The sequence below is a fragment of the Arenibacter latericius DSM 15913 genome, assembly GCF_000424985.1.
Taxonomy (GTDB): domain Bacteria; phylum Bacteroidota; class Bacteroidia; order Flavobacteriales; family Flavobacteriaceae; genus Arenibacter; species Arenibacter latericius.
Genome location: NZ_AUKX01000037.1, coordinates 35,226 through 58,690, shown reverse-complemented (window position 1 = coordinate 58,690; position 23,465 = coordinate 35,226). Strand labels below are relative to the sequence as shown.

Genomic DNA, 23,465 nt, shown 5'->3' with positions numbered 1-23,465 from the left:
ATCTACAAAGGTTTTGCAATGGATCGAAAACTGGAACACCATGCCCTGAAGGGAATTATAAAACAACGGGTAAAGCAAGGCGTTTACCATATACAACATGTGAATTCCACGCACAATAGACTAAAGAAATGGATAGACGGCACTTTTTGGGGCGTTTCGACCAAATATCTTCAGCAGTATCTGAATTGGTTTAGGGTAAAGGAGCACCTCAAGGGTAGTAAGGACATGCTCCAGGCCTTTGTTCCCAAGACCGTTGAAGACATTGGAACCTATGCCAGATACAGAAATATAGACACTAGGTATGAAAAACTAATATCAACGCAAACTTAAACTAGAGCCTAATTGTTTGTTATTCTCTTGGGTTTCATTTAAATCCATGTTCTTATTCACATAGATTACTCTAATGATGGCTTGGTGAATTTTGGCAATTTCTAAGAGGTATTTCAATTCTGTTCTTTTGTATCGGGATTTAAAATCGGTAGGAAAAACAATTTCCTTAGGTGCTGTAAACTGCACCTTTTCTGGTATTGCCAATACAGGACATTCCCTAACTTTTTCCATGGTGTTGACGGTATTACTGCCAAATATCACTCCTTTAGTTCCGGAGGCCCCTTGGGTTCCCATAATCACCAAATCGATATCTTTTGTGGCAATGGTCTGTTCTAAGGCCTCCGATAAGAAATTATAAGAGGATATGGTATAAAAAGTATGTTTATAATTGTCTTGATGCAGAGCTATCATCTCTAATAGCTTTGCGAATTCTTCCTCAGATTTTGCTTTAGCATTTTCATACTCCGTACTTCCAGGTTCAGGAACCAAGAGGTTACTTGTGGTATAACTGTCTAGCCTAAAAACGTTTAGTAAATAAAATTCACAGTTTATCTTCTTATACAAGTCAAGTGCATATCGCACTGCATTAAGTGCGTTTTTTGAAAAGTCGGTAGGAACTAGTATTCTTTTATCCATGAGTTCCTTTTTTAGGAGATGTTTATGTAAATATAAAGTAGCAGAGGCAGGATAACTATGACAATGGTCAGTTGGCTATAGCAAGAGTAAAATGAGGGATACCTGTCTGCTTTTTTTGTAATAAGCGATGGATATCCCCCATAAATGGATTAAAGAGCTATATATTTTATTTAGCTCGGTGTAAATACTTAAGCTTAAAGTTGTGGTAAGACCATAAATGGTATGGTAACATGAAAACCGATTTTTTTAATCACCGGCTCAATGAATAATCTCTCTATAAAGGTGTGTTTGTTTTGCACCATTACTAAAAAGTTAGATTTGGACTTCACCTGAAATTCGTTTATAGCTGTTATAATCCCGTTGTCTGGCACTTCATGGAATTGTCCTTTATTCTCTAATACTTGTCCTAGTTGGGCCTTATTTTTCTCCTGAGAAGGATTAAGCTCATAGCCGGCTCGCACGTGCATTACGTTTATTCTAGAATTATGAAGATTTGCTATGGAAAGTAGTGGTTTCATTTTTTCCTTTTCATAGGTGATCTCATAATCGGTGGGAAATAATATCTCCTTGGGGGCTTCGTATTCATAATTTGGAGGTACTACTAATACTGGACACTTAGCACGTTTTATTACGTGTACAGCATTGGTCCCCAATAGTATTTCTTGGGCACCTGTAGCGCCTTTGGTTCCCATTACTATCAAATCTATGTTTTCTTCCTCTACCATATAAGAAATTTCACCCATTAGGGTGTTAAAGGCAGAGTGAACAATAAACTTGTGTTTAGGATTCCCATTGGTATCCTCCAATTTACTTTTTAACTTTTCTAATTGATTAGTACTGCTTTTTTGCAATATATCTCCCAATTCTATTTGTTCCGGACTACCCATTAGGTAGTCAGATTGATAAACGGTTGGGGTATAGGTATGTAGTAAATAAAAAGTACATTCCGTCTTGTTATAGACTTTTGTAGCATATTGAATAGCCTCAAAAGAATTATCAGAAAAATCGGTGGGTAAAAGAATGCGAACCATAGTGTTTTTATTTAGTATAATATAGTAAAATTAAAACAGCTAATTTTCAATAACCATGATAAAGGTCAGTTTAAAGGATTTCAAATCAGGAACCTTGTATAGACAGAAGGGGAATTTTCGTGCAAAAACTGACTTCTTCTACCGTGGTGTCTAAAAACAGTCTATGTAGTAGTCCATAATCTTTGGATATCATGATAATAAGATCTGCATTGGTACTTTTCGCAAAATGGTCAATACCATGCTCAATTTTGCTGGCGACTACCCTGTGAAAGCTAATAGGATTGAGTAGGATTCTAGAAAGCTTTTCTATCCACTGTTTTTGTAATATCTCTATCTCTTTAATTAGTGGGATTCCAGATTTTGTTATATAGAGTAGTTTGATATGAGCTTTTTGTGAACCGATTAACTGTCGGGTGGTTTTAATAATCTCTTCACTTAGGGGCGATTCAAAATCTACAGGGAAGATTACTTGTTTAAAGGCTGTATAACGCGCCTTATCTGGGATAATTAAAACATCACATTCTACCTTAGTGATTACGTCCCCAGCATGACTGCCCATAAAAAACTCCTTTATCTCGGTAGCTCCACGGGTTCCCATAACAATAAGTTCTATATTCTTATCCAAGACATGTTTTCGTATGGCTTTAAGAAAAAAACCTTCTTCACTAAGCGTAGTAGTTTGATGTTGCTGATTCTTGGTGGAAGCGGAGTTTATAAGTTTTACTAAATCTTTTAATCTCTCATCTATAACTTTAGGTTTTTTGTCCACCAAGATGTTAGTACCCAAATTATAAACTGGGTTTTCAAAATGTTTTGAACCATCTACATTAACATACAGCAAATAATAATGGCAAGGAGTCTCCTTAAACAGATCAAGCGCGTAACGAATTGCGTTTTTGGAGTTCTCGGAAAAATCTGTGGGAATTAATATTTTTTTCATAAGTCCTCCAATTATCGGTTTCTATAAAAATAAATACACCTACTTTTTTAAACTATGATATTGGTCAGTAGGGGGAAGGTTAGTCTTAAGAAATAAACTGAACAAAAAACCAGAAATGTTACTTCCCGGGTTTCCTTGTTTTCTTCACTTAGTGGATTTGACTCCCCGTTTATTTAACTTCCTGGTCCATTCAAGCGGACCTGCCCGAATGCGTTAAGGCGGGCCTGCCCGTACTATTCAGGCGTGCTTGCCCGAATCCGTGGAGGCGGGGGGCAAAATGATTTCTATAGGTATTGTCAATTACCCCTATGGACAATTCCTCTAAGTTAGTTTTTATGTTTTAATTTCTAATTTAGAATCCAATAGCTCCGCATTAGGAGTTAATAAACAAACCCCTACTTTAACTTAAAAAATCATCTTCTTGGTAAGCTGGATTAGGATATTTATAAAAACCTTCTCCGGTAGAAACTCCTAATTTGTTGGTGTCAATAAAGTTTTCTTTTAAGTATTTGGTCGCTTTCAATTTTAAAGGGTCTTTTGATTCTTCAGAAGCCATTCTATTGATGTTATACACCGTATTTATACCTACAACATCTATAATCCCAAAAGGGCCTAATGGAGCTCCAGTTGCTTTCATCCACGTTTTGTCTATAACCTTAGGGTCAGCTACTTCATTAGCCATAAGACTTGTTGCAGCACTTAAAAATGGCACTAACAAAGAGTTTAAAATGTAACCTGGTTGTTCTTTTTGTAAAGGCAAAGCTAACATGCCAATAGCTTTAGCAAAAGCAACTACGTCTTTATAGACATTAGGGTCTGTACCTGGATGTCCCATAATTTCAGCAGTATTATTCCTCCAAATATCATTGGCAAAATGAAGAGCTAAAAATTTAGAAGGACGACCAGTTACATCGGCAAACTGACTTGGTAAAAGCGTAGATGAATTTGTAGCAAATACTGTTTTTTCTACGGCAACCTTTGCTAACTTTTGGTAAAAATCGGTTTTTATATTTGGGTTTTCTGGAACAGCTTCAATTAATAAATCGGCCTCTTTTACGGCTTCTTCAAGATTAGAACTATACTTTAAATTGGCATAAGTAGCAGCTAACTGTTCTTCATTGGCATTTAAATCTGTTTTAAAAGCATTACTCATTATGCTGAATTTAGCTTTTGCCTTGTCTAGCATTTCATCATTAATATCATAAACTGTCACCTTAAAATTATGAAAAGCAGCTTGAAAAGCAATTTGATAGCCTAGAACACCACTTCCCGCTACGGTAATATTCTTATAATTCATTTGTCTTATTTTTTAGAATTTATGTTTTATAAATCAATGCTGTCTAAAATTACCAATTTTAATGTAAAGGTGTTGTATTTAATAACTACGAAATTGCGGTATAATCAACAAATCCCTTATTACCTTATCCTTTAAAAGACTGTTTTCAAATTAAACCCAATAGCTTCTATATAGGTCAGCTTAATGCTTTTTTAGAATAAAATGAAATAATTATACCTGGAATGGACAAAGCTATGGCAAGATAAATTAAACTCATGGGCGAGTACATTCGGAGCAACATTCCAGCGGCGGATGAAGCAATCATAATAGAGAAGTTAAATACAGAAGATTGTACAGAGGTAGCGACGTCTTTGGCAGTATCTACCTGTCTGCTCACCGCTGCCTGCAACAAAGTTACTAAGGGTCCAAATGAAAGTCCCCATAAAAAGAAGGCAGAATACCCCATTATAGTTGTTTTACCTAATGTTAGAAAAATAACCATGGAGATAATCAGCAAGCCAAACATTAGGATGGTGAGCAATCTAAGGTGTTTATCGGTGTGTTTTATAGCTAATAAGACAGAAATTAAAGATCCAATTCCAAAAAACAATAACGCCCTTTCAACACCACCAGCAAGCTGAATTTCATCTACAAGGCTTGTGATATATACATATACCCCATAGTGTGCAATTACGCCAAGCAAGGTAAGCAACAGCACAATTAAAACTGCTGGTATTTTTAATAGTGCAAAGGGGGAGGAGCTTTTAGTTAGTTTCTCCCCGGGTATCGAGGGTAGAGCAAATAAACTGATTAAAGCAATACCGATAATAACAATACCTAACCCTATAAACTCTGTTCGCCAGCCATAATCATTTCCAATAGTGGTCATAATAGGCATCCCAACACTAATCCCCAATGTAGTGCCTGCCATGATAACTGCTATTGCCTTCCCGTGATGCTGTTCACCTACCAATCGCATTCCGTAAGCAGCAATCATTGGCCACATTACCCCAGCACAAATACCACCGATAATTCTAAGAATTATAATGATGGTATAATTGTGAACAAGTCCGGCTATAATATTAGAAATTGCGAAGCCAGCAAGTAGAAGTAACAATAGATATTTACGGTTAAAATGCATGGTCACAGAAATGAGAGGAATTGCAAAAATAGCGGAAGCTATAGCGTAGTATCCCACTAGATTACCAGTTTGCACTTCGCTAATATTTAAATCGGCCATCATAAGTGGTAAGACACCGGAAGGCATTAATTCGGACAGGATTCCCACAAATGTCACGGAGGACATTAAGATCATTATCAGCCACGGAAAAGCTCTTTTTGTTTGTTCCGTAAAATCTTGTTTAATCATAGTTTTCTTTTATTCAAAAAGTGAGATTATAAATTTATGCCACTAGCCCGTTCCGTGATCTATTGAATTTTTTAGAAGATAAATAGAATAATCACTTTTTTTTATCGTCTACGGTCATAAACTTTTCCATTTGCTAGCTTTTTATCAGCAAATAGGTTGTCTATGGTTACTAAATGATATCCTTTTTCCTTAAAATGAGAAATTACCTCGGGCATAGCTTCTACGGTGGACTTATGAATGTCATGGGCCAATACTATTCCATTTAAATTAGCCTCACTTATTCTTTTTGCTACAATATCAGCATCTCGATCCTTCCAATCCAATGGATCTAAATTCCATAAAATTATGGGCATATTGGCTTTATTTTTCACCATGTCGTTAAAAGAGCCGTAAGGCGGACGCATAACCTGTACTTCTTCCCCTGTGATATTTGAGATTACATCATTAGTTTTAATTATTTGATTAGCAATTGCTTCTTCCGATAGCTTTTTTAAATCCTTATGATCCCAACTGTGATTTCCTATCTGATGTCCTTCTTTATAAGCTCTTAACAGGGTGTTCTTTTGCACTTTGGCAGATTTACCTAAAACAAAAAATGTAGCCTTTACATTATGCTTTTTTAATATGTCTAAAAGTTGTGTAGTGTGTGTGGCTGGACCATCATCAAAGGTTATCGCTATACAAGGTTCTTTGCTGCAGTCTATTTCAAACGTTTTTTGGGAAATACTGTCCCGCGCTATGGAAGATGCTGATGTGTCTATTTTTTCCCGTTGTATATGAAATACAGATTGATACTTTTTAGTTACTAAAGGTTGATAGGATTTTGGAGAAAGTGTTACCTGAATATTCCCATGATTACCTGATGCTACTTGATATTTATCAAAATAAATAGTTAGGTTACCAGATTTATCCCAAGAAAAGGCATGGTAGTTTTTATCGGTGGGTTTGGTTCCTTCAGCAATCATGTCTAGAGTGCTTTTCCAAATAGTATTTCTATCACTATTTGTTAGACCTTCCATTGAATTGATTTTTTCTTTTAAAATATCTTCTGTTTTCGATTTAGCAATTTCAGCAAGCTTATTAAAGTTTTTTTGTGGAGAAAAAAGAGTTGAGAATTGAAGTTCCTTTTTTTCTTTTAAATCATAAATATGGGTATAATATTGTGTGTCATAGTTATTCCCATAAGAAGTATAACGCTCTATTAAAAAAGCAATAATTGAAGGTGAACTTTCTATTAATTCAAAATGTTGACCAAAATCTAATCCTGCAACAGCATTATCATTTTCCTTTTTTGCTGCATTTTTAAATTCATTTAAGTAGGTTTGGGTGAATTCTTCCTGGTGATCATTAATGAAAGTATAGGTAGTGCTTGGGTAAGAAGAATGAAACCTATTCTTGTCATTAGTGGTTTCCGAACCTATTTGAATGTTTTTTATCTGAATACTATCTGTTAATTTTTCTTCACTTTTTTCAAGCTTAATTTGTGATGGCTTTTCTATTTCGTTTTGCTTAGAAGTTTCCTTACAGCCAATAATAAGGGTTGTAAGGATTAATAAATGAAATATATATTTCATAAATATTAAGTTTATTCAGTTTATTGATTTTGATCAGATTACTTAAATAGAGTTCACTATATGCATTCTTAATGATAACTAGGTCTAACACCTTTGTATTGAAATACCTAGTTTAAAAGACTCCCAAAAACAATATTTTGTATGTTACTTACTTAAATATAAATTTCCACAAAAGTTCGTATTTAAGCAGGTTTAAAGTATTGGGTAGGTCTAAAGTGTCAGATGAACTTTACAATGTCCCCTAAAATATTACTATTCTTTACGACCTGTAAAATGCTCCATTGTTTTGTAAATTCCGAGAACATCTCCCGCAAACCAATCAAAAATATTAATCGACATTATAGCCTGACCAAAGCGTGTAAACCTGTATATATACCCAGGAATACTCAACATTTTTTTATTCTTCTCAATGGCTTTTACAATGGTTAGTGCTGTAGCTTCTGGTTCAAGTATTGGTATTTTTGATTGTACACCATCAAACATTCCTGTATTGATGTAGTAAGGCATTATGGTGGTAACATTCACCTTTTTATTCAATTGTTTCATTTCCAATCGCAGACTGTCAGACCAACCAATTAGCGCCCATTTGCTGGCAGCGTAAACAGACATTTTAGGATTGGAAACGAGCCCTCCAGATGAAGCAATATTGCAAATGTGTCCAGAATTCTGTTCCATCATATCATCTAGAAATACCTTGGTGATATGCATAGGGGCACTTGCATTAATTTCCATTGTTTTGGAAATATCAGATACCGTATGCTCGCTAAAATATTTACCAACTATTATTCCAGCATTATTGATCAATACATCAACAATACCTATTTCTTGTTTAACTCTTTTAGCTGATTCTTGTATTTGCGCTATATCGGAAACATCTACATGGTAACCAAAAACCTTCCCTTTGTTAGAGAATTGCGCTATTGTTTCGTCTATTTTTTCTTGATTAATATCCCAGATGATAACTTTGGCGTTTCGTTCTAATAGTAAACGAACCATTATTTTACCAATTCCAGAAGCGCCACCTGTAATTAAAATTGTTTTACCCTCTAGTTTATTCATTTTTATATTATTTGATAGTTACTCACTAAATGAGAATATAATCTTCCGAGGATTCTGTTAAGTCCTATAGTTGTTTTCTATAATGGGCATGTTTTGAGCATTGTTAGTTTACCTTAAAACTCGGACACATTTTTAAAATGATAAATCATTTTTTTAATGGAACTTGTTTCAAATTTAGGCTGAAAAAGCATAAAGTAGGGGTATATTCACTACAATTACTTTTAAGGGTTTAAATGGTAACCTCCTATCATGTTCTTATTAATGTATAATAGAATGAGCCAAATATTTACCAAGAATGACCTTTTTTTGGTTGGTATTATTTGGGCCTAGGTCGGTAATCGTTAATTTTTTAAAAATCGTATTAAGGGATTAATAAAGCTTTCAAATTTTTCTATATGGGGTAAATGTCCCACGTTTTCTAATTCAACTAACTCTGAATTAGGTATTGCCTGTTGCGTTTTCTTTCCTAATTCGTTATACAATCCCATAGTTTTTCGCACTTCTTCAGTAACCAAGGGTTTGCCTAGTGCGGTTCGGTCTCTAGTGCCAATAATGAGTAATGTTTGTGTGCTAATGTTTTTAAACTCATATACCACAGGTTGTGTAAAAATCATGTCAAAAGTCAATGCATTATTCCAGGCAATGGTATTATAATTGGAGTTAAGTGTCCAGCCTGCAAGTAAATTTACCCATTCGTCGTATTGGGGTTTCCATTTATTATCGTAATAATTAATTAACTGATACTTCTTTATATCTTCATAGGTTATTTTTAGTTCATTTTTATACCACCATTCTACAGGTTTATAGGGCGCTTTTAATTTCCAATCTTCTAGACCAATTGGATTTTCTAAAATAAGTTTTTCACTAATATCAGGATACATTAAAACGAATCTGGTGGCTAACATTCCACCCATAGAATGTCCTAAGACAGAGACTTTATCTACTTTTAAGGTATCTAATAAGACCTTGGTATTTTGTGCTAATTGCTGAAATGTGTAATGAAAATGAGTGGGTTTAGACGATTTCCCAAAACCTATTTGGTCTGGTACTATTACACGATAACCTTCATTAGTTAAGGCTTCTATTGTGGTCTTCCAATAGGCACCATTAAAATTTTTTCCGTGAAGTAGTACAATGTTTTTACCGTTATAGTGTTCTGGCTTAATATCCATATAAGCCATTTTTAAGTTTTGCTCTTGTATGTTTAAGTGGATTGAGGCAACAGGATAAGGATATTTGTAATTAGATAATTCAATATCTAACCATTGTAAATTTTCTAATTGCGCAGTAGAAACTTGGAGTGTAAATATTATTAATAATACTGTAATAAGCTGTTTTTTCATTTTTTAATGCTTGTTGTCAACGTTGGATAAGACTAGTTGCGTTTTTAAAAAACTAAATTAACAAATACAAACCTAACTAGTGTTCAGGAGGGAGAGTAAAAGATTCGAGACGGTCAACCTCACAGGATTTGTAAGTGAATTTTCAGCAGTAATCCATTAACGTATCTAATTACAGGAAGGGGTAAAGAGTTATAAATAGCTGTGCTGTAATAACTTGTATTTTAAAAGAAAAAACCCAGAAGAATTATCTCCAGGGTTTCCCTAATTTACTTGTAGCGAGATCGGGAGTTGAACCCGAGACCTCCGGGTTATGAATTTCCAAAGATCTGTACTTAAATGGTCTTAAATAGCTCTAAAACAGTAGATTATCAGTTGCGTTTAACAATTTAAATTGATTTAAAACCATTAAAAACCATCAAATGTTGTACATATGTTGTACATGGATTTTGTATCTTTAGCATTGTTAGACAGTGAGATATGGCCACCATTAAGATAATATTACGTAAAAATTATCAAAAGAAGGATAAAACATTTCCCATTGTTTTACGATTGACAAAAAATAGAAAAACAAAGTTCATTTTTACTGGAGAGTATATATTGAAAAAGGATTGGGATGATACTAAAGGATTGGCAAGGAATAGTCACCCAAATTCAGCACGTCTTAATAATCTACTTTTAAAAAAGCTTTCTGAAGCACATGATGCTGCTTTGGAAATAGAAACAAGCCATAACAAATCCTCGGTAACCATTATAGCAAGAAAAATAACAACCGAGGATGAATTTGATTTTTTTAAAGCAAGTGAAATATTCCTTGAAAATATTTTAAGAAGAAAAAAGTTTGACCAACATTACAACCAAGAAAAAAGATTAATAGTGTTCAAAGAGTTTTTAGGCTGTAAAAAATTGTCTTTTACCGATTTGGATGTCAAATTGCTGAAGAAGTTTGAGGCACATTTACTTTATGAACGAAAAGTTTCTCCAAGAACTGTGGTCAATTACCATATGCTAATAAGAACAGTTTATAATTTAGCGAGAAATGAATATCATGTAGAGGACAGCAATTATCCATTTGGGAAAGGAAAAATTCAAATAAAGTTTCCAGAAAGTGAGAAAATAGGTTTAACCAAGGAAGAAATTAAATTGCTCGAGGGAGTGAGCGATTTGTCGGAAGCTCAACAGAATGCGGTTAACACATGGCTAATGAGTTTCTATTTCGCCGGAATAAGAGTGGGAGATCTATTAAAGTTGAAATGTTCCGATTTTAAAGATGGACGACTATATTATAGAATGGGAAAAAATAAAAAAATTGTTTCCCTAGCGGTGCCTAAGAAGGCAAAAATGCTACTTAAACAATATACATCTAGGCAAGAAGACAAGAATGACTTAGTCTTTCATTATTTAAAGGGAACTAATCTAAACGATCATAACAAAGTGTCAATCCGAGTGAAATCTATCACAAGAAACCTAAATAGGCGATTAAAAATGGTCGCCGAGAAACTGGGGATTGAAAAAAAACTCAGTATGCACATTGCACGACATAGTTTCGGTAATATTTCTGGAGATAAGATTCCTATTCAAATGTTGCAGAAATTATATCGCCATTCTTCTATAACTACAACGGTAAATTATCAATCCAATTTTATGCATCGGGAAATTGATGATGCTTTGGAAAGGGTTATTGACTTTTGAATTTACTTTAGGTTTATGACTAAATACTTGATCTATTTATAAGTATTGTTTTATTCCCAGTGCAAGTGAAAACTATAAAGCTTTATTTTTTAAGTAATTATTGCTGGGGATAATTTATTCCAAGGTGAATAGTATTTTATGTAACTCATCCAATTGACTGACATTTAGACTAAAAAGACTTGAATGGAACTCACATAATTCGTATCTTATAGGTAATAAAAGTCCCCTTTAAATACGTCCAGTTATATAATATTAAAATTTAATTTCATGCAAGTCGTATGTCTTCAAGAAGAAGCGTTTTACGCCTTATTTGATAAGGTAGTAGAACATATTGAGGCCACTAGGAAAGATAAACCTTCCAAATGGATAGATGGGGAGGAGGCTTTGTCCATACTTAATATTAAATCTGCCTCTACCTTACAGAGATTAAGGGATGAGGGTAAGATCAGGTTCTCTCAACCCCAACCAAGAACTATTCTGTACGATAGGGAATCCCTTCATGAATTTATAGAAAATCACGCACGCGAAACATTTTAAAGGATGAAAGAAGAAATAAAAGTAGATAGGGATTATTTGCAGGCCTTTAATCTGGGATATGAATTGGCCAAAGAACTCAATTTATCCACCCCAATGTTCAAGGGGCTAGTTTCAGAAGACGGTAACCTAAAGGCACTACAAGCGGGAATGGCTGAATTCAATGACGAATTTCGAAAAGCCAAGGGCAATAGCTATGACCAATCTGTTGGTCAAGAACCAGGAAGGAATTTTGATCCAAGCAATGGAGAGGAAAAGGGGTGGAACCAATCCCTATAAGCGGATTTAATCATTCTTTCCCATATTTCTGCGGAAGTTGAAAAGCTTGCGACTACACTTCTTCCAAACTTACGGACTACGTCCATATCCTTTGGTCGAGTTTCGTTCTTAGTTGTCAACCTCCTCGAAACCGCGCATAAAAGCAAACAGCACTGAAAAAGTGCTATTTGCCTTTAATCTCCCACCGCTAGAATCGATAAGGCATTTTTTTATTTACGGGTTTTATAATCAGAATGTTTATATTTATAGTGGTCTAATACAGGTAGTTATGAAATTAAAATCAGTAATTTTCTATGTTTTCCCCTTAATCTTAATATTCTCATGCAATAAAGATGACGCCGATGTTTCAGAAAGTGATAAGGCCAAGGCCTTGTTAGGACAGTGGGAATATACGGCTATTATGACCGATAGAGCGGTGGATATCAATGGTGATGGGACATCGAATATAGACTTATTCAACACTCAGGAAATTAAACAATGTATAAAGGATAACCTAACATTTTTTGCCGAAAGAGGTGAGGGGGAGGATGGATCTTTCAGTATAAATGAAAATGGATTGGCATGTGAGGGGAATCAAGCCTTTACCACAATTGAATCCGATACCTATCAACTTATCAATAATAATCGTATTGTTTTTGGTTCTCGTAGAGAGATGAAAATCATGAAATTTGAAAAGGACAAATTAGTAGTAGAAACTCAAGACAACCTTGGCGGCACAGATGTCTTAGTGACTATAACTTTTAAGAAAAGCTAGTTGCTTTAAACCCTTACAATTGTTCCTCTTATGACGTCACTCCATTGACCATTACTGTCTTGTACGCGTATCTCATAGTCTTGGTCAAGGTATCTTAGTTTACTCTCCTTAGGCTCCTCCTCAAGTTCAAAATAACGTTCTACACCAGATCCCTTGGCGTCATTATAATTGAATAACATGGTGTCCCAACGCTTATCTTTTCTATTGTAAACACGTACCTCTACCTGTTGTAATGTTGCTCCATTATAGGCCTCGGAACAATTGGCGGCAAAACAGGTGTAAATTCGGATCACGTAGTCACAGCCGTTAAGTCCTCCACAACTGATATTGTGTTTTTCACCCTTAACCGCTACGGTCGGTTTTTTCAACATTTCTATGGATTCACTGGTGGTTTGTGAGATTCCCGTTGAATTCTCGACCCGGAAATTTATGGTGAAACTATCATCGATTTCTGGGTAAAATTGCATGGCTACCGATCCATATTCCAACGGTATCACTTCACCTTCCTTATAGATGATCCCTCGATGGTTGATATATCCTCCGTTCATTCCCGAGAACTGGAACGTCATTTCATAGGTTACCTCAGAATCATGTCCAGCAGGTGCATTGGTGACCACATTGATCAAAAATGGTTGATCTTCAAATTTATCTTGGGTCGACTGGCTTACGGTTAGATCAAAGAACTCCTCGTATTTTTCAATTTCGATGGAAACGTTGGCGGTTTTTTCTACTTGGGAAGAAGACCGTACGGTAAAAGCGACTTGATGGGTGTCTTCCGTCAGCCCAGTGTACATCCCTTGGAACGAACCAGTAGGGACGCTAAAACTCTCGCCTGCCGAATATGTATTTCCATTATATTCAAAGGTCCCGTTATTGTTCCCAGAAGAAAAATACATGGTATAACTATCCCCTCCAATACCTATTTCGGAGATATTGAAGTTTACAGGCACAGGGGTTTCGGTATACGTTTTGGACTGCGTCGCATTTGCCGAGAAATTATAATCCTTGGGTGTTACCGCAACGGTGATTGCAGCGGATTTTTCCAAGCCAGTATCGTTTTGGACATAGAAGACCAATTCTACATTGCTTTCATCGGTCCCCTCCAAACTCCAATTGAAATTACCTTTAGGCACCTCATAAATGTTTCCTGCGCTTACCTGAATACCATTCTCGTCCTTTATCAAGGCATTTCCATTTAGGCTGTAACGCATCTTATAATTGGACGTACCCACGTTCTCGGAAATATTAAAGTTTAAGGAGGTTGTTTCTCCTACGGAAATATCCGATTTCTGGCTCCCCGCAGTAAAAAGGAAGTCTATTTGTTTATAGTCGATCACGGTACTGGCAGTATGGGTGACATTCGCACCAGACTCTACGCTAATCACCAGATTGTGTTGGCCAGGTTCCGCTCCAATGTAAACCACGTTATTATTATTGGGGCCCAATTGGAATTTTTCTCCTGGTTCGTAAGTAGTCCCGTTCACCTGGAGCGAACTATTTTTCCCTGATGAATAAAAGGCCTCGTACATATCGTTGGTTCCTTCTGGAATTTCATCGACATCGATAATGGTGTTGATGGGGGTGTTGACGAATTCCGAAGTTTTTGAGGGGGTAATAGTTAAGGTGAAATCGTTCTGTTTGGTTTCCAGATCGATCACTACAGGACCCACTTCCTGACCGTAATTATCGGTTACCATAAATGCAATTTGGTGGGAGCCTAGGGATTCTGGATAGTAGAATAATGAAAAGTCGCCTATCTCTACCTCATACTCTTTTGAGTTTTGCAAAAGGGTGCCGTCACCTTTTTCAACCCTTCCGTTGCCTTCCAGTAGCTGATGCGATAGGCTATATTGAATGATTTCCGTATTTCCGTTCGATTTTAAATTGAAGTTCAATTGGGTGCGCTCGTTAATAAATACGGAGTTACTCCCCGAATTTCCAGTGAACGAAAAGGGAATATTCGCTACTTCGATCGCTACACTATCCCTTTTGGTTTGTGCATTGGAATCCCTTACCGAAAAATAGATCATTCGGTTCCCCAATTCCTTGCTCGTAAAGGTATAATTATAGGAGCCGGGTATAATCGCCCTATACTGACCTGGCTCCATAACACCTCCATTTTGGTCCCTTACGGTACCAGCTCCTTCACTGGTAGCGGAGAAAGAATGCGTTATTTCATAGTTTACCTTGGATTCCTCGTCCTGGGTGTTAAGGTCTACGGCGATGGCCAGATTCGTGTCCAATTCCACTACGGTGGAAGCTGCGGTGGTGTTAATGGTAAAATCCAGGTTGACTACCGTAAACAACAATTCTTCAGTTTTGGTGGCCCCATCCGGTGCTGTGGCTGTTAAACTAAGTTTATGCTCCCCCAAGGTTTCAGGAAGATACCGCAGTTCCGTTATTCCCTTAGGTAGGAAAAAGGGCGTTCCAGCATCAAAAGCTTGGTCGTCTATATAAAGTTTTCCAGTTCCGTTCTGGATTTGATAGGTAATCTCAAAATCGTTCTTATTGTTGGGATCCAATGTTTCCTTGTCTCGTAATAAGGTGGCATTGATCGGGTTTTTGGAATTTATGATAAACTCGTTTACCCCTTTGTTCAATAAAAAACTAAAACTGGCATAGTGGGCCCTGTAGGCCAAGCTGAGTTCTTTTTTATTTGCGTTGGTATCCCAAGCCATAAATCTTACTTGGTGCGTTCCGGTATCAATGGCGACATAATTGTAGTTCCATTGCCGTGTTTTTACCTGCAAGGTGTCGTGAGGTCGAATGGTATCTCCCTCTAAAGTGGTAAAATACCCTTTCTTGTTGCTGGGCAGGTATTTTATAAAATAGGCTATCGTGGAAATTTCTTTTTCCGGTGTTAAGGTGAAGGAGGTCCTGGTATTTTCAAATAGATAGGTTTCCGTAGGATGCTCTCCGGTAAAGGAAAAATCGAAACTATCGAGCACCAGCGATTCAAAATCCTTGCTACAGGAAAAAATAAGGATTAGAAGTGCAAGTAGCAGACCAATGCTGATATGGGTGTTTGAATCAATTTTTTTCATCTTATCAGGTTTTAGAATAGGAAATACCGTATCCCTAAACCAGCATAGGGATAGAATTGACCGACGTCACTGTTGATATGGTAATACTCATTGGCTTTCACCAGAAGGGAAAAATCATTGTTCAAGGTTACCTCCCCTTCGAACCCCAAAAACACGCCATAAATAAATTGGCTCTTGGCATCTAAAATAGCCCCGTTGGATAAGGTGCTGTTACCGTTATTGATGATTTCATACCCGAAAAGGCCCCCTCCTCCGAGATTTACGGCATAGCGTTTAAAGTTCTTTTGTTCCCATACTTTTAGGAAGTAGCCGGGCTGTACGGTGAATATATTGTAAGGAATATTAAAGGACCCTTTGTCTTCGGCTATGGCAGCAAATATGCTCAGTTGTGCATATTGATTTCGGTTCAGGTGATAATTAAAGGTGCCCTTTACCCCATAACCGTCCTCGGCATAGCCTCCGCTAAGACCAATAGAGGAAGCATAATTGCTGCCTTGTGAGAACATCAAGGTGGAGATAAAAAGGACTAGGATGGAAATGTGATACCTCATAATTAAAAATGTATGGGATTATTAATGATTTCATGGCCAATGCGTAAGGAGAAATTGCGATTGCCATTTTCCTCGTCCAATTCAACCATCACTTCTTTTTTTTCGTCCAAAGCAAACTTTTTAAAAACCACCACAAAGTTATTCTCACTTTTTGCCGCCACCCTTTTTGGCTGTTTATACGTATAAATTGGTGCCAGTTCAATTTTCTGATTGCTACTGCTATTTTTATAGTTGGTGGCTATTTGATGCTTAATAAAATTGATGTCCATATCCACTCCCTCCTTGTTTTCGATACGGTACTGGAAGTAAAGCTCGTCCTGATTGTAGTAGACTCCTTTAAGCCAAATAAACACATTGCCCGATCTGGAAAAATACCGTCTGATCTTCGGTTTGTCGAATTGCATGTAATAGCATCTTAGCCTAATATATTCCATAGGGTCAGTTTGATACAAATCTATTGAAGTCGCTATTATACCCTCACTGATTTTTGATTCAGCAGGCGTGTTCTCCATCGGCCCGATCCTTTTCCTTTGGATTTCCACATCACTTTTGGAAAATGGCTTTTCCTTGGCTTTCCGCTCCAATACAGGCTTGTTGCCAATATTGGCGACAGCTATTTTTCTATCAATGAACCAGGTAGTCTGCTGGGGAACGGGTACAAGTTTTATTATAAAATCATAGACCTTCCCCGAGTCGGTGATCACCAAGTAATTGGTGGTTCCTTTATTTTCGGTGGCGAGTTCATCGTAAGAAAGCTTAACGATTCGTCCACTATATTTCCCACCCTCGGGCTTTGGTAAATCCACGATAAAGCCAAAATCGTTCCCGATGCTACTTTCAGCAATATTCTCCGGGAAAATCAGAATCGTTTTAAAGTGCTTCGATATTTCTAAGGTATCGCTATATGCTTGGGCAGGTAACGTACAACTTGCGAAAAGGGCCGATAAGAGAATCCAAACTTTTCTCATTGTGTACGTTGTTTTGGTGTTAGCAATACACGGTCCCCATTTACCAAAAGTATTTTGTCCCGTTGCTTGTATTTTTTCTTTTGAAAGAAATTGCCGAAAGAACGGATAAGGTGCTGTGCCATAGGAAGGTCGGTGGCTTCTCCTACGGTATTGGATAGTTCCTCAATACCTTGATGCTGAACGTCCGCTTTGAATTCCTGTAGCAATTGACCTGCGCGTTCGTTGTGTAGCCCCACCATGCCATCTTCCTGATCAATGGCCGTTAAGGCTATTGGTATGTTGGCCAGGTTGGATACTTCCAGCAGTATTCTTGATCCTTGGATATTTGCGGTGGCATAAACAAACGTATTCTTAGGGAAGGGCTTACCGTTGACCTGAATGTCCTCCCTTAAAATTAGGGTGACCCGGTTTCCAGGTAAAATAAACTGGTCGCGGTAGACTGCTGCTTTGAATAAGGGACTGGCGGCATGGTTTGTGGTTGTAGATTCCATATAGGGGGCAGAATAATCCTGATTACGGGTCAAGCGCTGTTCCCTTGCCTGAAGGAGCATATTTCTATAGGCCAACTTTTTTTGGGCCTCGGAAACTTTTGGACTATCTTTTTTAAGGGAGGATGCTGAAGGGGAGGTGGGATGGTTATTTTCCCGACGCCCCTCCTTTCTTTCACCAAATGAAAAATTTTGAAGCTCCTCTAAGATTCGTTCCAAGGAGTCGTTCTCGGTTTTTCCCTGTTCCAAGTTTTTAAATTGGCCTGGTGGTCTTAACTGATTCAGGGAGTCTAACCTGGATTTTTTATAGATGTCGTTTGGTCCGGAAACATTGAGCTCCTGGTCGTGGTCGGGTAGGCTGTTATTATAGCCCCCTGATGGGCTTTGTGAGGGTAGTTCCCTATGGTTGGAGCTGATACTGGACATGACAAAGAATACCGCAAGAAATACGATGATAGGAGCGGTAAAAGCAAATAGCTTATGCCGTTTTAACCAAAGGTTGAATTTCTCCATGTTGCGGTTCATAGGTTGGTTTATTGTAAATCCCGATTTTTTAAGACATCGAATTTTGTGATCTTTAATCCATTTAAATTATTACTGGTAGCGCCGGTCTCCATCAAATACCCCTGGCTGACCAGGCTTCGGTATTCCGTATTCCCACTTTTTAATATCCGTTGTTTCCCATAGTATTTAAAGGCATAAGGATACCTGGAATAGTCCACTTGCATAGAATCTGTCTCCACCTCTATCGAGTAGCCGCTCTTGGCGATATCTTCGTAATAGTTTTGGTCGATCAGACGATTGTACAGTCGTTGAACCGAGTGATCTGCCATATAGAGCGCCTTGGTTTCAATATTTCTTTTTATATGTCGTAGATCAGGTTCCATGGCAAAAAACAACTGGTGAAAGTTGGTAAGGTGTCCTTCACATAATATGTCCATCGCCCGTCTGTAGTCCTTAATCCTCACGGTAGCCAATTTCTGGCCATTATCGAGCAGGTAGAAATTGTTTTTCGCGTTTTCGCTTGTCTTGTAGGTGTAAAAGATATTGAGGAGAGTGGTGACAAATACTATAATTAAAGATACACATATCACCTGGTTGCTCCTAGCAGTAACCCTATTTAAATCGTTGAAAATCTTATATTTATCGTCCATTTGTATTTTTGATTTCGCTCAAACTGAAATTTCATCGTTGAACGGGTTATTGTATTAGGGTTCTTACCCCTTTTGTAGCTCCGCCCGTTTTCGCATCAACAGTGGTCTGTGCTACTTTTTTGACATAGTGCTTGGTTCGGTCTTTTAGGTGATTGGCACTTATATTCATTCCCTGAACTATAAAATTTGCTAGGTTGGGGGCTTTTAAATAGACAAATACGTTCATCAGCATTAGTAGGCCGCTGGTAAGTACCAAGCCTAAGTTGGCTTCTTCTGTAGATAATAGAGAGGTGATCAATTTATCTAGCACATGGAGCATAAAATTATCGATCAGGTAGAGCATCGGGATCCACAGGCACACGCTCATGAATTTCTGTAACCAGGCCTTCCACATTCCCGAGAAGATAGGGATGAACGACAACCCAATATTCAAGGGCCCGAATATGATAAGTACGAATAGATATACGACCGACATGGCCTTTATCCCAATGAAAACCACTGCGGATATAACGGAAGCTACCGCCGTAACCCCAGAGGTGATGGCTCCCAGTATCAACGCCTGCAGGGCCTCTGGATCTCCCTGCAGCAGCAGGTAGGAGACCCCATAATCTGCCATGGATTTTGTTTGGGCAACCAGTATCTTGATATGGAGCACGTCCCAGGATATGTCATTCGCCCTTAACGACATGCCAATGCTTTGGTAGAACTCCAGGATGGTCAGTGTAAGGGCCCGGTAATTAAATAACACAAAGGCAAGGGGTACCCAATTCAAATAGGAGAATAGGTTGGCTCTTTTGTCCTTGTTCAACAAGGTAAGGAGTCCGACGATGCTAATACCGATGCAGGCAAAAACCTGACCTATCTCTAGCATGGGCGCTACCAATTCGTAGGCATCCAAAATGTACTGGTCGAAAAGTTCGTTGACCGATTCTCGTATTCCTTTAGTGGTAGGGTTCATATCATGGCTGTTTTATGTTTAGGTTGATCAAGGTGCGCCGTGCTTTTCGTAGGGAGTTAATCTGGGATAGCTTATGGTAGTAGGCAATCAAATTATCGAGGATTCCCTCCAGCTTTCGATTGATCCCTGAAACCATCTTTAAGCGCTCTTCGGGCAAGATGATGGCTTTGGTGTGAAGGATGTCACTACATTGCTTAATTAGACTGCCGGTCTCCACTAGTGCGTTGGTGGTGTAGCTTAAGAATTCGTCGGTTTCCTCTTTGTTTAAAAACTCCAGTGCGGTAACAGTCTGTTTGGAACTGTGATAGGCTTCTAGGATTTTAGATTTTAAATCGACGGCCCTATTGACGTCCGTTGAGAGCTTTACATAATTAGGGGCGGTTTTCTTGGCTTCAAGTTCTTCCTTTAGGATGTTACTGGACTTTATGGCTTCCTTATTGTTTTTTTCCATGAGGTTGATCAATCGGGACAATTTGGTGTTTACCGCTTGCAACTGGGTGTTGATATTCATTAGCTGACTATTGGACATCCCAATACTGGCGTTGGTGGCCACATCCGTCACGGGAATCTGAGAAGAAAGGGCTAGATGTACCAGCAGGCTCCAAAAAGTTAGTGTCCGTTTCATGGTGCGATGGTTTTCCGTGTATTGACCTCCTGGGCATATGCCTTGGCCGTTAGCTCCCAGTTGCCATGGTTTTTTTGGTGTAAGGCCTTGATCCGATCACTCTCCGTGGGATTGGTTTCATAGATACATTTCTCCTCCATGGAGGTTTCTACCCCATAGACCTTTATTTTGTCCATCCAGCAAATGGCAACCTCGCGATAGTTTCTGTCCTTTGGCAAATCTTTATTCAAAGACAGGATCAATTGTTTTTGTTTTTCTCCCAAGCCTAGAAGCGCTTGTATGGTACCGAAGGATTGCGCAAAATCGCGCATATCCAAAAAGACCTTGATGTGGGAGTTTACTACAATAGCATTTTTTATGATGTCCGAAGCGGTAAAGTCATCAACCTTTTGTGAAATGAAGATCGGTTGTCCGCCCAATTTTCTAGCCATTCTGGATTGACTGTTAAAGTAATGCGCCAATGCTGGTTTTGCCAACGCTTTCCAGGCTTCATCCACCGCCAATATTTTATTGATGGACAATTTAGAGGGATCGTGCATCTTCTTGGTGAAGACCTCCATGATCATCAGTGCGGTAATGGGGAACAACAGCTCGTTGTCGATCAGTTTTCCCAACTTGAAGTACACCAATTTTTCATGGCCCAATTTAGAGATTCGGTCATCCACTTTGTTTAACAGATCTCCCCTAGCATTGTTGCCATAGTATTTCTCCAATAGAAAGATGAATACATGGGGATCGAATTTGTCCTTTGGAATTTTTTTCGATGCAACATAGGTCTTTAGATGACTTGCACAGAAATCGAAAAAGGTATCAAATTTGTAATCTCCCTTCTTATTTTGCCACATCCATTGGTAATAGGAAGTAATTAAATATTCCAGTACCGTATTTATAACTTCCGGTTTCCCTACATTATCCTGGGTGCCCGTGATAAGTTTCAATAAGGTTATAAGGTAGGTGCGCTTACTCTCTATAAGCACCTTGCCTTTACCCTTGGTCTCCACATAATCATAACTGTCCAAAACAAAGGGGTTGAAGGTAAATGGATCGGTGTCCTGGTGCTGTAGGGTGCGCCCGTCGAAGACTTCGATCAACCGATCGTAGGAGTTGCCATCTTCCATGATAATGACCTCTGCGCCTTGTCGCAGTTCCGAGGCCAAATAGTGATTGGTAAAGTAGGATTTTCCGCCACCGGACCCTGAGGCGACCAACATCCCGCGATTGAATATCCAGTTCTTTCTTTCCGGCTCTCGGTAAACGGAAACCGAGAGTGGTTGGCCCGTAATCCGGTCGACCAACTTCAGGCCGTTTACGGCCCTTGTTGCATCCCTGTATCCGCCTTCAAAATAGAGTAGGGAAGCGGCCATTTCCATCGGCATGGGAACATACATATCCGCAGAGATCCCAATGGCGTTCCCGGCAACCCCGGCAAAGAACAAATTCTTTCTGTCTATGGTATTGTGTTTGGGGTGTATCCTTAATTTTTTGAAGGCTCCCGATAGGCTGGTATGAAGGTCATTGGGTCGTGACCTATGCCCCTCGATGCCCAAGACATTAAGATGGTAAAAGACCGTTCCCTGATGGTTCTCTATACAAGCCTTGGTATAGTCATAGATCTGATCCGAATAAATGGTATTGCGATCATCTTTTCTGCCATTGCTAAATCGCCTGAGATTTCGGGCCTTTTTGCGAAATCCGGACAAGACCTTGTCCTGGTCGGGTATATAGAGGTATTGATTGATGATATGTTCATGGGGAATCTTGAAACCCAATGGGAAAAGGTTGCCAATGGGGAAGGGCTGCTCTTTGGAGGTAAATTTGCCATAGAATTCATAGGTGCTGACATGGTCCTTGCTAAATTGGTCCAGGTTTTCAAGGGTATAAAACGTTCCGCGTTTGTTGCCGACCCGAAGGTCGTTCCCTTTAAAATCGATATCTTTCAACGAGAGGTTTTGTGTGCTAAGTCCAAAGTACTTGGCATATAGTCCATTTTGGGAAAAGAGATCGTCGTAGTTCAGAATGCGCGATTTCATCAATTCGGAGGAATTGATAAGCTTGTTTACCTCCTGGACCTGGGCTTCAAAGTCCATCATAACCTTCGTGTCCAAAAACTCCATTGGAATGGGATTGGTAAGGTAAAACTCCCTGTCTTTATCTAAAAAAGCATTGACCCTTTTAGGATTGAACTTTAGGTAATTTTCTGGCACCATACTGAGGTACAGGTAATGGGTACCCACCAAAAATGGACGGTTGGTAAAATGGTTCTCATTTGCCCTTTCCATCAAATCCCCCTGCAGCCTTTCTGAAATAGGCGAGTAGTTCTCTTGGAAAAAAAGGTCCTGTTTATGTACAAGCCTGTTGGGGCCCAAGATGGTCAGGATATTGGTGAACAGGCTATGGAGTGTATTATAATCTTGGGCATCCAGGGTAAATACCTCTGGGAGGGTGAGCTGTAATGGAATGGTCACGCAGCCTTTTTCCTTAGCTATCAATGCTTGTCGTTCATAACCGTAAATGGGGAATACATCCCAAAGTGCTAGTTGTTTTTCCATAGTAGTAGACTTTTAAAGTTATGGACTAGTTTGATTGCACTGGGCCTGGAGGTATCCGCCACTTTTTTGATAAAACCGTTGGCACCATAGGTGCGGGAGTAAAAAAGGATGATTAGGAAAGCGAACCCCATAAGGGCAGCGGAAATTAGCATGGCGAGGAATGTGGGGAGAAATAGGGACAGCAGCAGTCCATGTACAATGGCGGCAACTGAGAGATATACGAAGTAATAGATGTACCTGGCTTTGAGTCCCCAAAAAGAGGCTTCTTTTTGCAGGCCTTTCCTAATAGGTAGGTGAGAATTGCTCATGGTGAA

Annotated in this window: 22 protein-coding genes; 5 read left to right on the top strand and 17 right to left on the bottom strand. The window is 38.5% G+C overall.

Annotation, left to right across the window (positions count from 1 at the left end):
• On the top strand, positions 1-330 hold a 330-nt coding region (locus H344_RS21075; protein WP_205667168.1), incomplete at its 5' end, for a transposase.
• Here H344_RS21075 and H344_RS20145 read toward each other — a convergent pair.
• From H344_RS20145 to H344_RS0112005, 8 genes are all read right to left on the bottom strand, one after another.
• Positions 316-966 carry a universal stress protein gene (locus tag H344_RS20145; protein ID WP_051254288.1) on the bottom strand — a complete coding sequence of 217 codons (651 nt, stop codon included), beginning with the start codon at positions 964-966 and terminating at the stop codon, positions 316-318. The two genes, H344_RS21075 and H344_RS20145, sit on opposite strands and share 15 nt — an antisense overlap.
• Before the next feature lie 194 nt (positions 967-1,160).
• Positions 1,161-1,997, bottom strand: a complete 837-nt coding sequence (locus tag H344_RS0112035) for a universal stress protein (RefSeq protein WP_026810559.1) — start codon at positions 1,995-1,997, stop codon at positions 1,161-1,163.
• A gap of 85 nt (positions 1,998-2,082) precedes the next feature.
• Positions 2,083-2,937: a universal stress protein gene (locus H344_RS0112030; RefSeq protein WP_026810558.1), complete on the bottom strand. Its 855-nt coding sequence runs from the start codon at positions 2,935-2,937 to the stop codon at positions 2,083-2,085.
• 400 nt (positions 2,938-3,337) lie between these two features.
• Positions 3,338-4,234 (bottom strand): 3-hydroxyacyl-CoA dehydrogenase, encoded by an 897-nt coding sequence (locus H344_RS0112025; RefSeq protein WP_026810557.1) that lies wholly within the window; start codon positions 4,232-4,234, stop codon positions 3,338-3,340.
• A gap of 175 nt (positions 4,235-4,409) precedes the next feature.
• Complete coding sequence (locus H344_RS0112020; RefSeq protein ID WP_026810556.1) at positions 4,410-5,582, bottom strand: MFS transporter; 1,173 nt, start codon at positions 5,580-5,582, stop codon at positions 4,410-4,412.
• A gap of 101 nt (positions 5,583-5,683) precedes the next feature.
• Positions 5,684-7,156, bottom strand: a complete 1,473-nt coding sequence (locus H344_RS0112015; protein ID WP_026810555.1) for a polysaccharide deacetylase family protein — start codon at positions 7,154-7,156, stop codon at positions 5,684-5,686.
• Between the two features lie 252 nt (positions 7,157-7,408).
• Positions 7,409-8,215 (bottom strand): SDR family oxidoreductase, encoded by an 807-nt coding sequence (locus tag H344_RS0112010; protein ID WP_026810554.1) that lies wholly within the window; start codon positions 8,213-8,215, stop codon positions 7,409-7,411.
• Between the two features lie 341 nt (positions 8,216-8,556).
• Positions 8,557-9,558 (bottom strand): alpha/beta fold hydrolase, encoded by a 1,002-nt coding sequence (locus H344_RS0112005; RefSeq protein ID WP_026810553.1) that lies wholly within the window; start codon positions 9,556-9,558, stop codon positions 8,557-8,559.
• Between the two features lie 477 nt (positions 9,559-10,035).
• Between H344_RS0112005 and H344_RS0112000 the strand changes: the two genes are divergently transcribed.
• From H344_RS0112000 to H344_RS0111985, 4 genes are all read left to right on the top strand, one after another.
• Positions 10,036-11,247, top strand: coding sequence for a site-specific integrase (locus H344_RS0112000; protein ID WP_026810552.1), 1,212 nt, complete (start codon positions 10,036-10,038; stop codon positions 11,245-11,247).
• A 267-nt stretch (positions 11,248-11,514) separates the two neighbouring features.
• Positions 11,515-11,784, top strand: a complete 270-nt coding sequence (locus tag H344_RS0111995) for a helix-turn-helix domain-containing protein (RefSeq protein ID WP_026810551.1) — start codon at positions 11,515-11,517, stop codon at positions 11,782-11,784.
• A 3-nt stretch (positions 11,785-11,787) separates the two neighbouring features.
• Complete coding sequence (locus H344_RS0111990; protein WP_026810550.1) at positions 11,788-12,060, top strand: hypothetical protein; 273 nt, start codon at positions 11,788-11,790, stop codon at positions 12,058-12,060.
• A 268-nt stretch (positions 12,061-12,328) separates the two neighbouring features.
• Positions 12,329-12,814 carry a hypothetical protein gene (locus H344_RS0111985; protein ID WP_026810549.1) on the top strand — a complete coding sequence of 162 codons (486 nt, stop codon included), beginning with the start codon at positions 12,329-12,331 and terminating at the stop codon, positions 12,812-12,814.
• Positions 12,815-12,819: 5 nt separating this feature from the next.
• Here the strand turns inward: H344_RS0111985 and H344_RS0111980 are convergent, their stop codons facing one another.
• From H344_RS0111980 to H344_RS0111940, 9 genes are read right to left on the bottom strand one after another with little or no spacing between them, the layout of a single operon-like run.
• On the bottom strand, positions 12,820-15,858 hold the full coding sequence (locus tag H344_RS0111980) for a TraQ conjugal transfer family protein (RefSeq protein ID WP_026810548.1): 3,039 nt from the start codon (positions 15,856-15,858) through the stop codon (positions 12,820-12,822).
• Positions 15,859-15,869: 11 nt separating this feature from the next.
• Positions 15,870-16,409, bottom strand: a complete 540-nt coding sequence (locus H344_RS21070; RefSeq protein ID WP_051254287.1) for a conjugal transfer protein TraO — start codon at positions 16,407-16,409, stop codon at positions 15,870-15,872.
• A gap of 2 nt (positions 16,410-16,411) precedes the next feature.
• Entirely contained in the window at positions 16,412-17,377 is a 966-nt protein-coding gene (locus H344_RS0111970; RefSeq protein ID WP_026810546.1) for a DUF4138 domain-containing protein, read from the bottom strand.
• Positions 17,374-18,390, bottom strand: a complete 1,017-nt coding sequence (traM, locus tag H344_RS0111965; protein ID WP_084148795.1) for a conjugative transposon protein TraM — start codon at positions 18,388-18,390, stop codon at positions 17,374-17,376. The genes H344_RS0111970 and traM overlap by 4 nt, the downstream gene beginning before the upstream one ends.
• An 8-nt stretch (positions 18,391-18,398) precedes the next feature.
• Positions 18,399-19,019, bottom strand: a complete 621-nt coding sequence (locus H344_RS0111960; protein ID WP_026810544.1) for a hypothetical protein — start codon at positions 19,017-19,019, stop codon at positions 18,399-18,401.
• A gap of 46 nt (positions 19,020-19,065) precedes the next feature.
• Positions 19,066-19,977 (bottom strand): hypothetical protein, encoded by a 912-nt coding sequence (locus H344_RS0111955; RefSeq protein WP_026810543.1) that lies wholly within the window; start codon positions 19,975-19,977, stop codon positions 19,066-19,068.
• Position 19,978: 1 nt separating this feature from the next.
• A complete protein-coding gene (locus H344_RS0111950; protein WP_026810542.1) occupies positions 19,979-20,602 on the bottom strand; it encodes a hypothetical protein in 624 nt (207 codons plus the stop codon).
• Entirely contained in the window at positions 20,599-23,151 is a 2,553-nt protein-coding gene (locus H344_RS0111945) for a TraG family conjugative transposon ATPase (protein ID WP_026810541.1), read from the bottom strand. The genes H344_RS0111950 and H344_RS0111945 overlap by 4 nt, the downstream gene beginning before the upstream one ends.
• Entirely contained in the window at positions 23,136-23,459 is a 324-nt protein-coding gene (locus H344_RS0111940; RefSeq protein ID WP_026810540.1) for a DUF4133 domain-containing protein, read from the bottom strand. Before H344_RS0111940 ends, H344_RS0111945 begins: the two co-directional genes overlap by 16 nt.
• Positions 23,460-23,465 lie beyond the last annotated feature (6 nt).

Bases quoted from the DNA above. Each gene is read 5' to 3' on its own strand.
- H344_RS20145 (WP_051254288.1), bottom strand. From the start codon at position 966: ATGGATAAAAGAATACTAGTTCCTACCGACTTTTCAAAAAACGCACTT.
- H344_RS0112035 (WP_026810559.1), bottom strand. From the start codon at position 1,997: ATGGTTCGCATTCTTTTACCCACCGATTTTTCTGATAATTCTTTTGAG.
- H344_RS0112030 (WP_026810558.1), bottom strand. From the start codon at position 2,937: ATGAAAAAAATATTAATTCCCACAGATTTTTCCGAGAACTCCAAAAAC.
- H344_RS0112025 (WP_026810557.1), bottom strand. From the start codon at position 4,234: ATGAATTATAAGAATATTACCGTAGCGGGAAGTGGTGTTCTAGGCTAT.
- H344_RS0112020 (WP_026810556.1), bottom strand. From the start codon at position 5,582: ATGATTAAACAAGATTTTACGGAACAAACAAAAAGAGCTTTTCCGTGG.
- H344_RS0112015 (WP_026810555.1), bottom strand. From the start codon at position 7,156: ATGAAATATATATTTCATTTATTAATCCTTACAACCCTTATTATTGGC.
- H344_RS0112010 (WP_026810554.1), bottom strand. From the start codon at position 8,215: ATGAATAAACTAGAGGGTAAAACAATTTTAATTACAGGTGGCGCTTCT.
- H344_RS0112005 (WP_026810553.1), bottom strand. From the start codon at position 9,558: ATGAAAAAACAGCTTATTACAGTATTATTAATAATATTTACACTCCAA.
- H344_RS0112000 (WP_026810552.1), top strand. From the start codon at position 10,036: ATGGCCACCATTAAGATAATATTACGTAAAAATTATCAAAAGAAGGAT.
- H344_RS0111995 (WP_026810551.1), top strand. From the start codon at position 11,515: ATGCAAGTCGTATGTCTTCAAGAAGAAGCGTTTTACGCCTTATTTGAT.
- H344_RS0111990 (WP_026810550.1), top strand. From the start codon at position 11,788: ATGAAAGAAGAAATAAAAGTAGATAGGGATTATTTGCAGGCCTTTAAT.
- H344_RS0111985 (WP_026810549.1), top strand. From the start codon at position 12,329: ATGAAATTAAAATCAGTAATTTTCTATGTTTTCCCCTTAATCTTAATA.
- H344_RS0111980 (WP_026810548.1), bottom strand. From the start codon at position 15,858: ATGAAAAAAATTGATTCAAACACCCATATCAGCATTGGTCTGCTACTT.
- H344_RS21070 (WP_051254287.1), bottom strand. From the start codon at position 16,409: ATGAGGTATCACATTTCCATCCTAGTCCTTTTTATCTCCACCTTGATG.
- H344_RS0111970 (WP_026810546.1), bottom strand. From the start codon at position 17,377: ATGAGAAAAGTTTGGATTCTCTTATCGGCCCTTTTCGCAAGTTGTACG.
- traM (WP_084148795.1), bottom strand. From the start codon at position 18,390: ATGAACCGCAACATGGAGAAATTCAACCTTTGGTTAAAACGGCATAAG.
- H344_RS0111960 (WP_026810544.1), bottom strand. From the start codon at position 19,019: ATGGACGATAAATATAAGATTTTCAACGATTTAAATAGGGTTACTGCT.
- H344_RS0111955 (WP_026810543.1), bottom strand. From the start codon at position 19,977: ATGAACCCTACCACTAAAGGAATACGAGAATCGGTCAACGAACTTTTC.
- H344_RS0111950 (WP_026810542.1), bottom strand. From the start codon at position 20,602: ATGAAACGGACACTAACTTTTTGGAGCCTGCTGGTACATCTAGCCCTT.
- H344_RS0111945 (WP_026810541.1), bottom strand. From the start codon at position 23,151: ATGGAAAAACAACTAGCACTTTGGGATGTATTCCCCATTTACGGTTAT.
- H344_RS0111940 (WP_026810540.1), bottom strand. From the start codon at position 23,459: ATGAGCAATTCTCACCTACCTATTAGGAAAGGCCTGCAAAAAGAAGCC.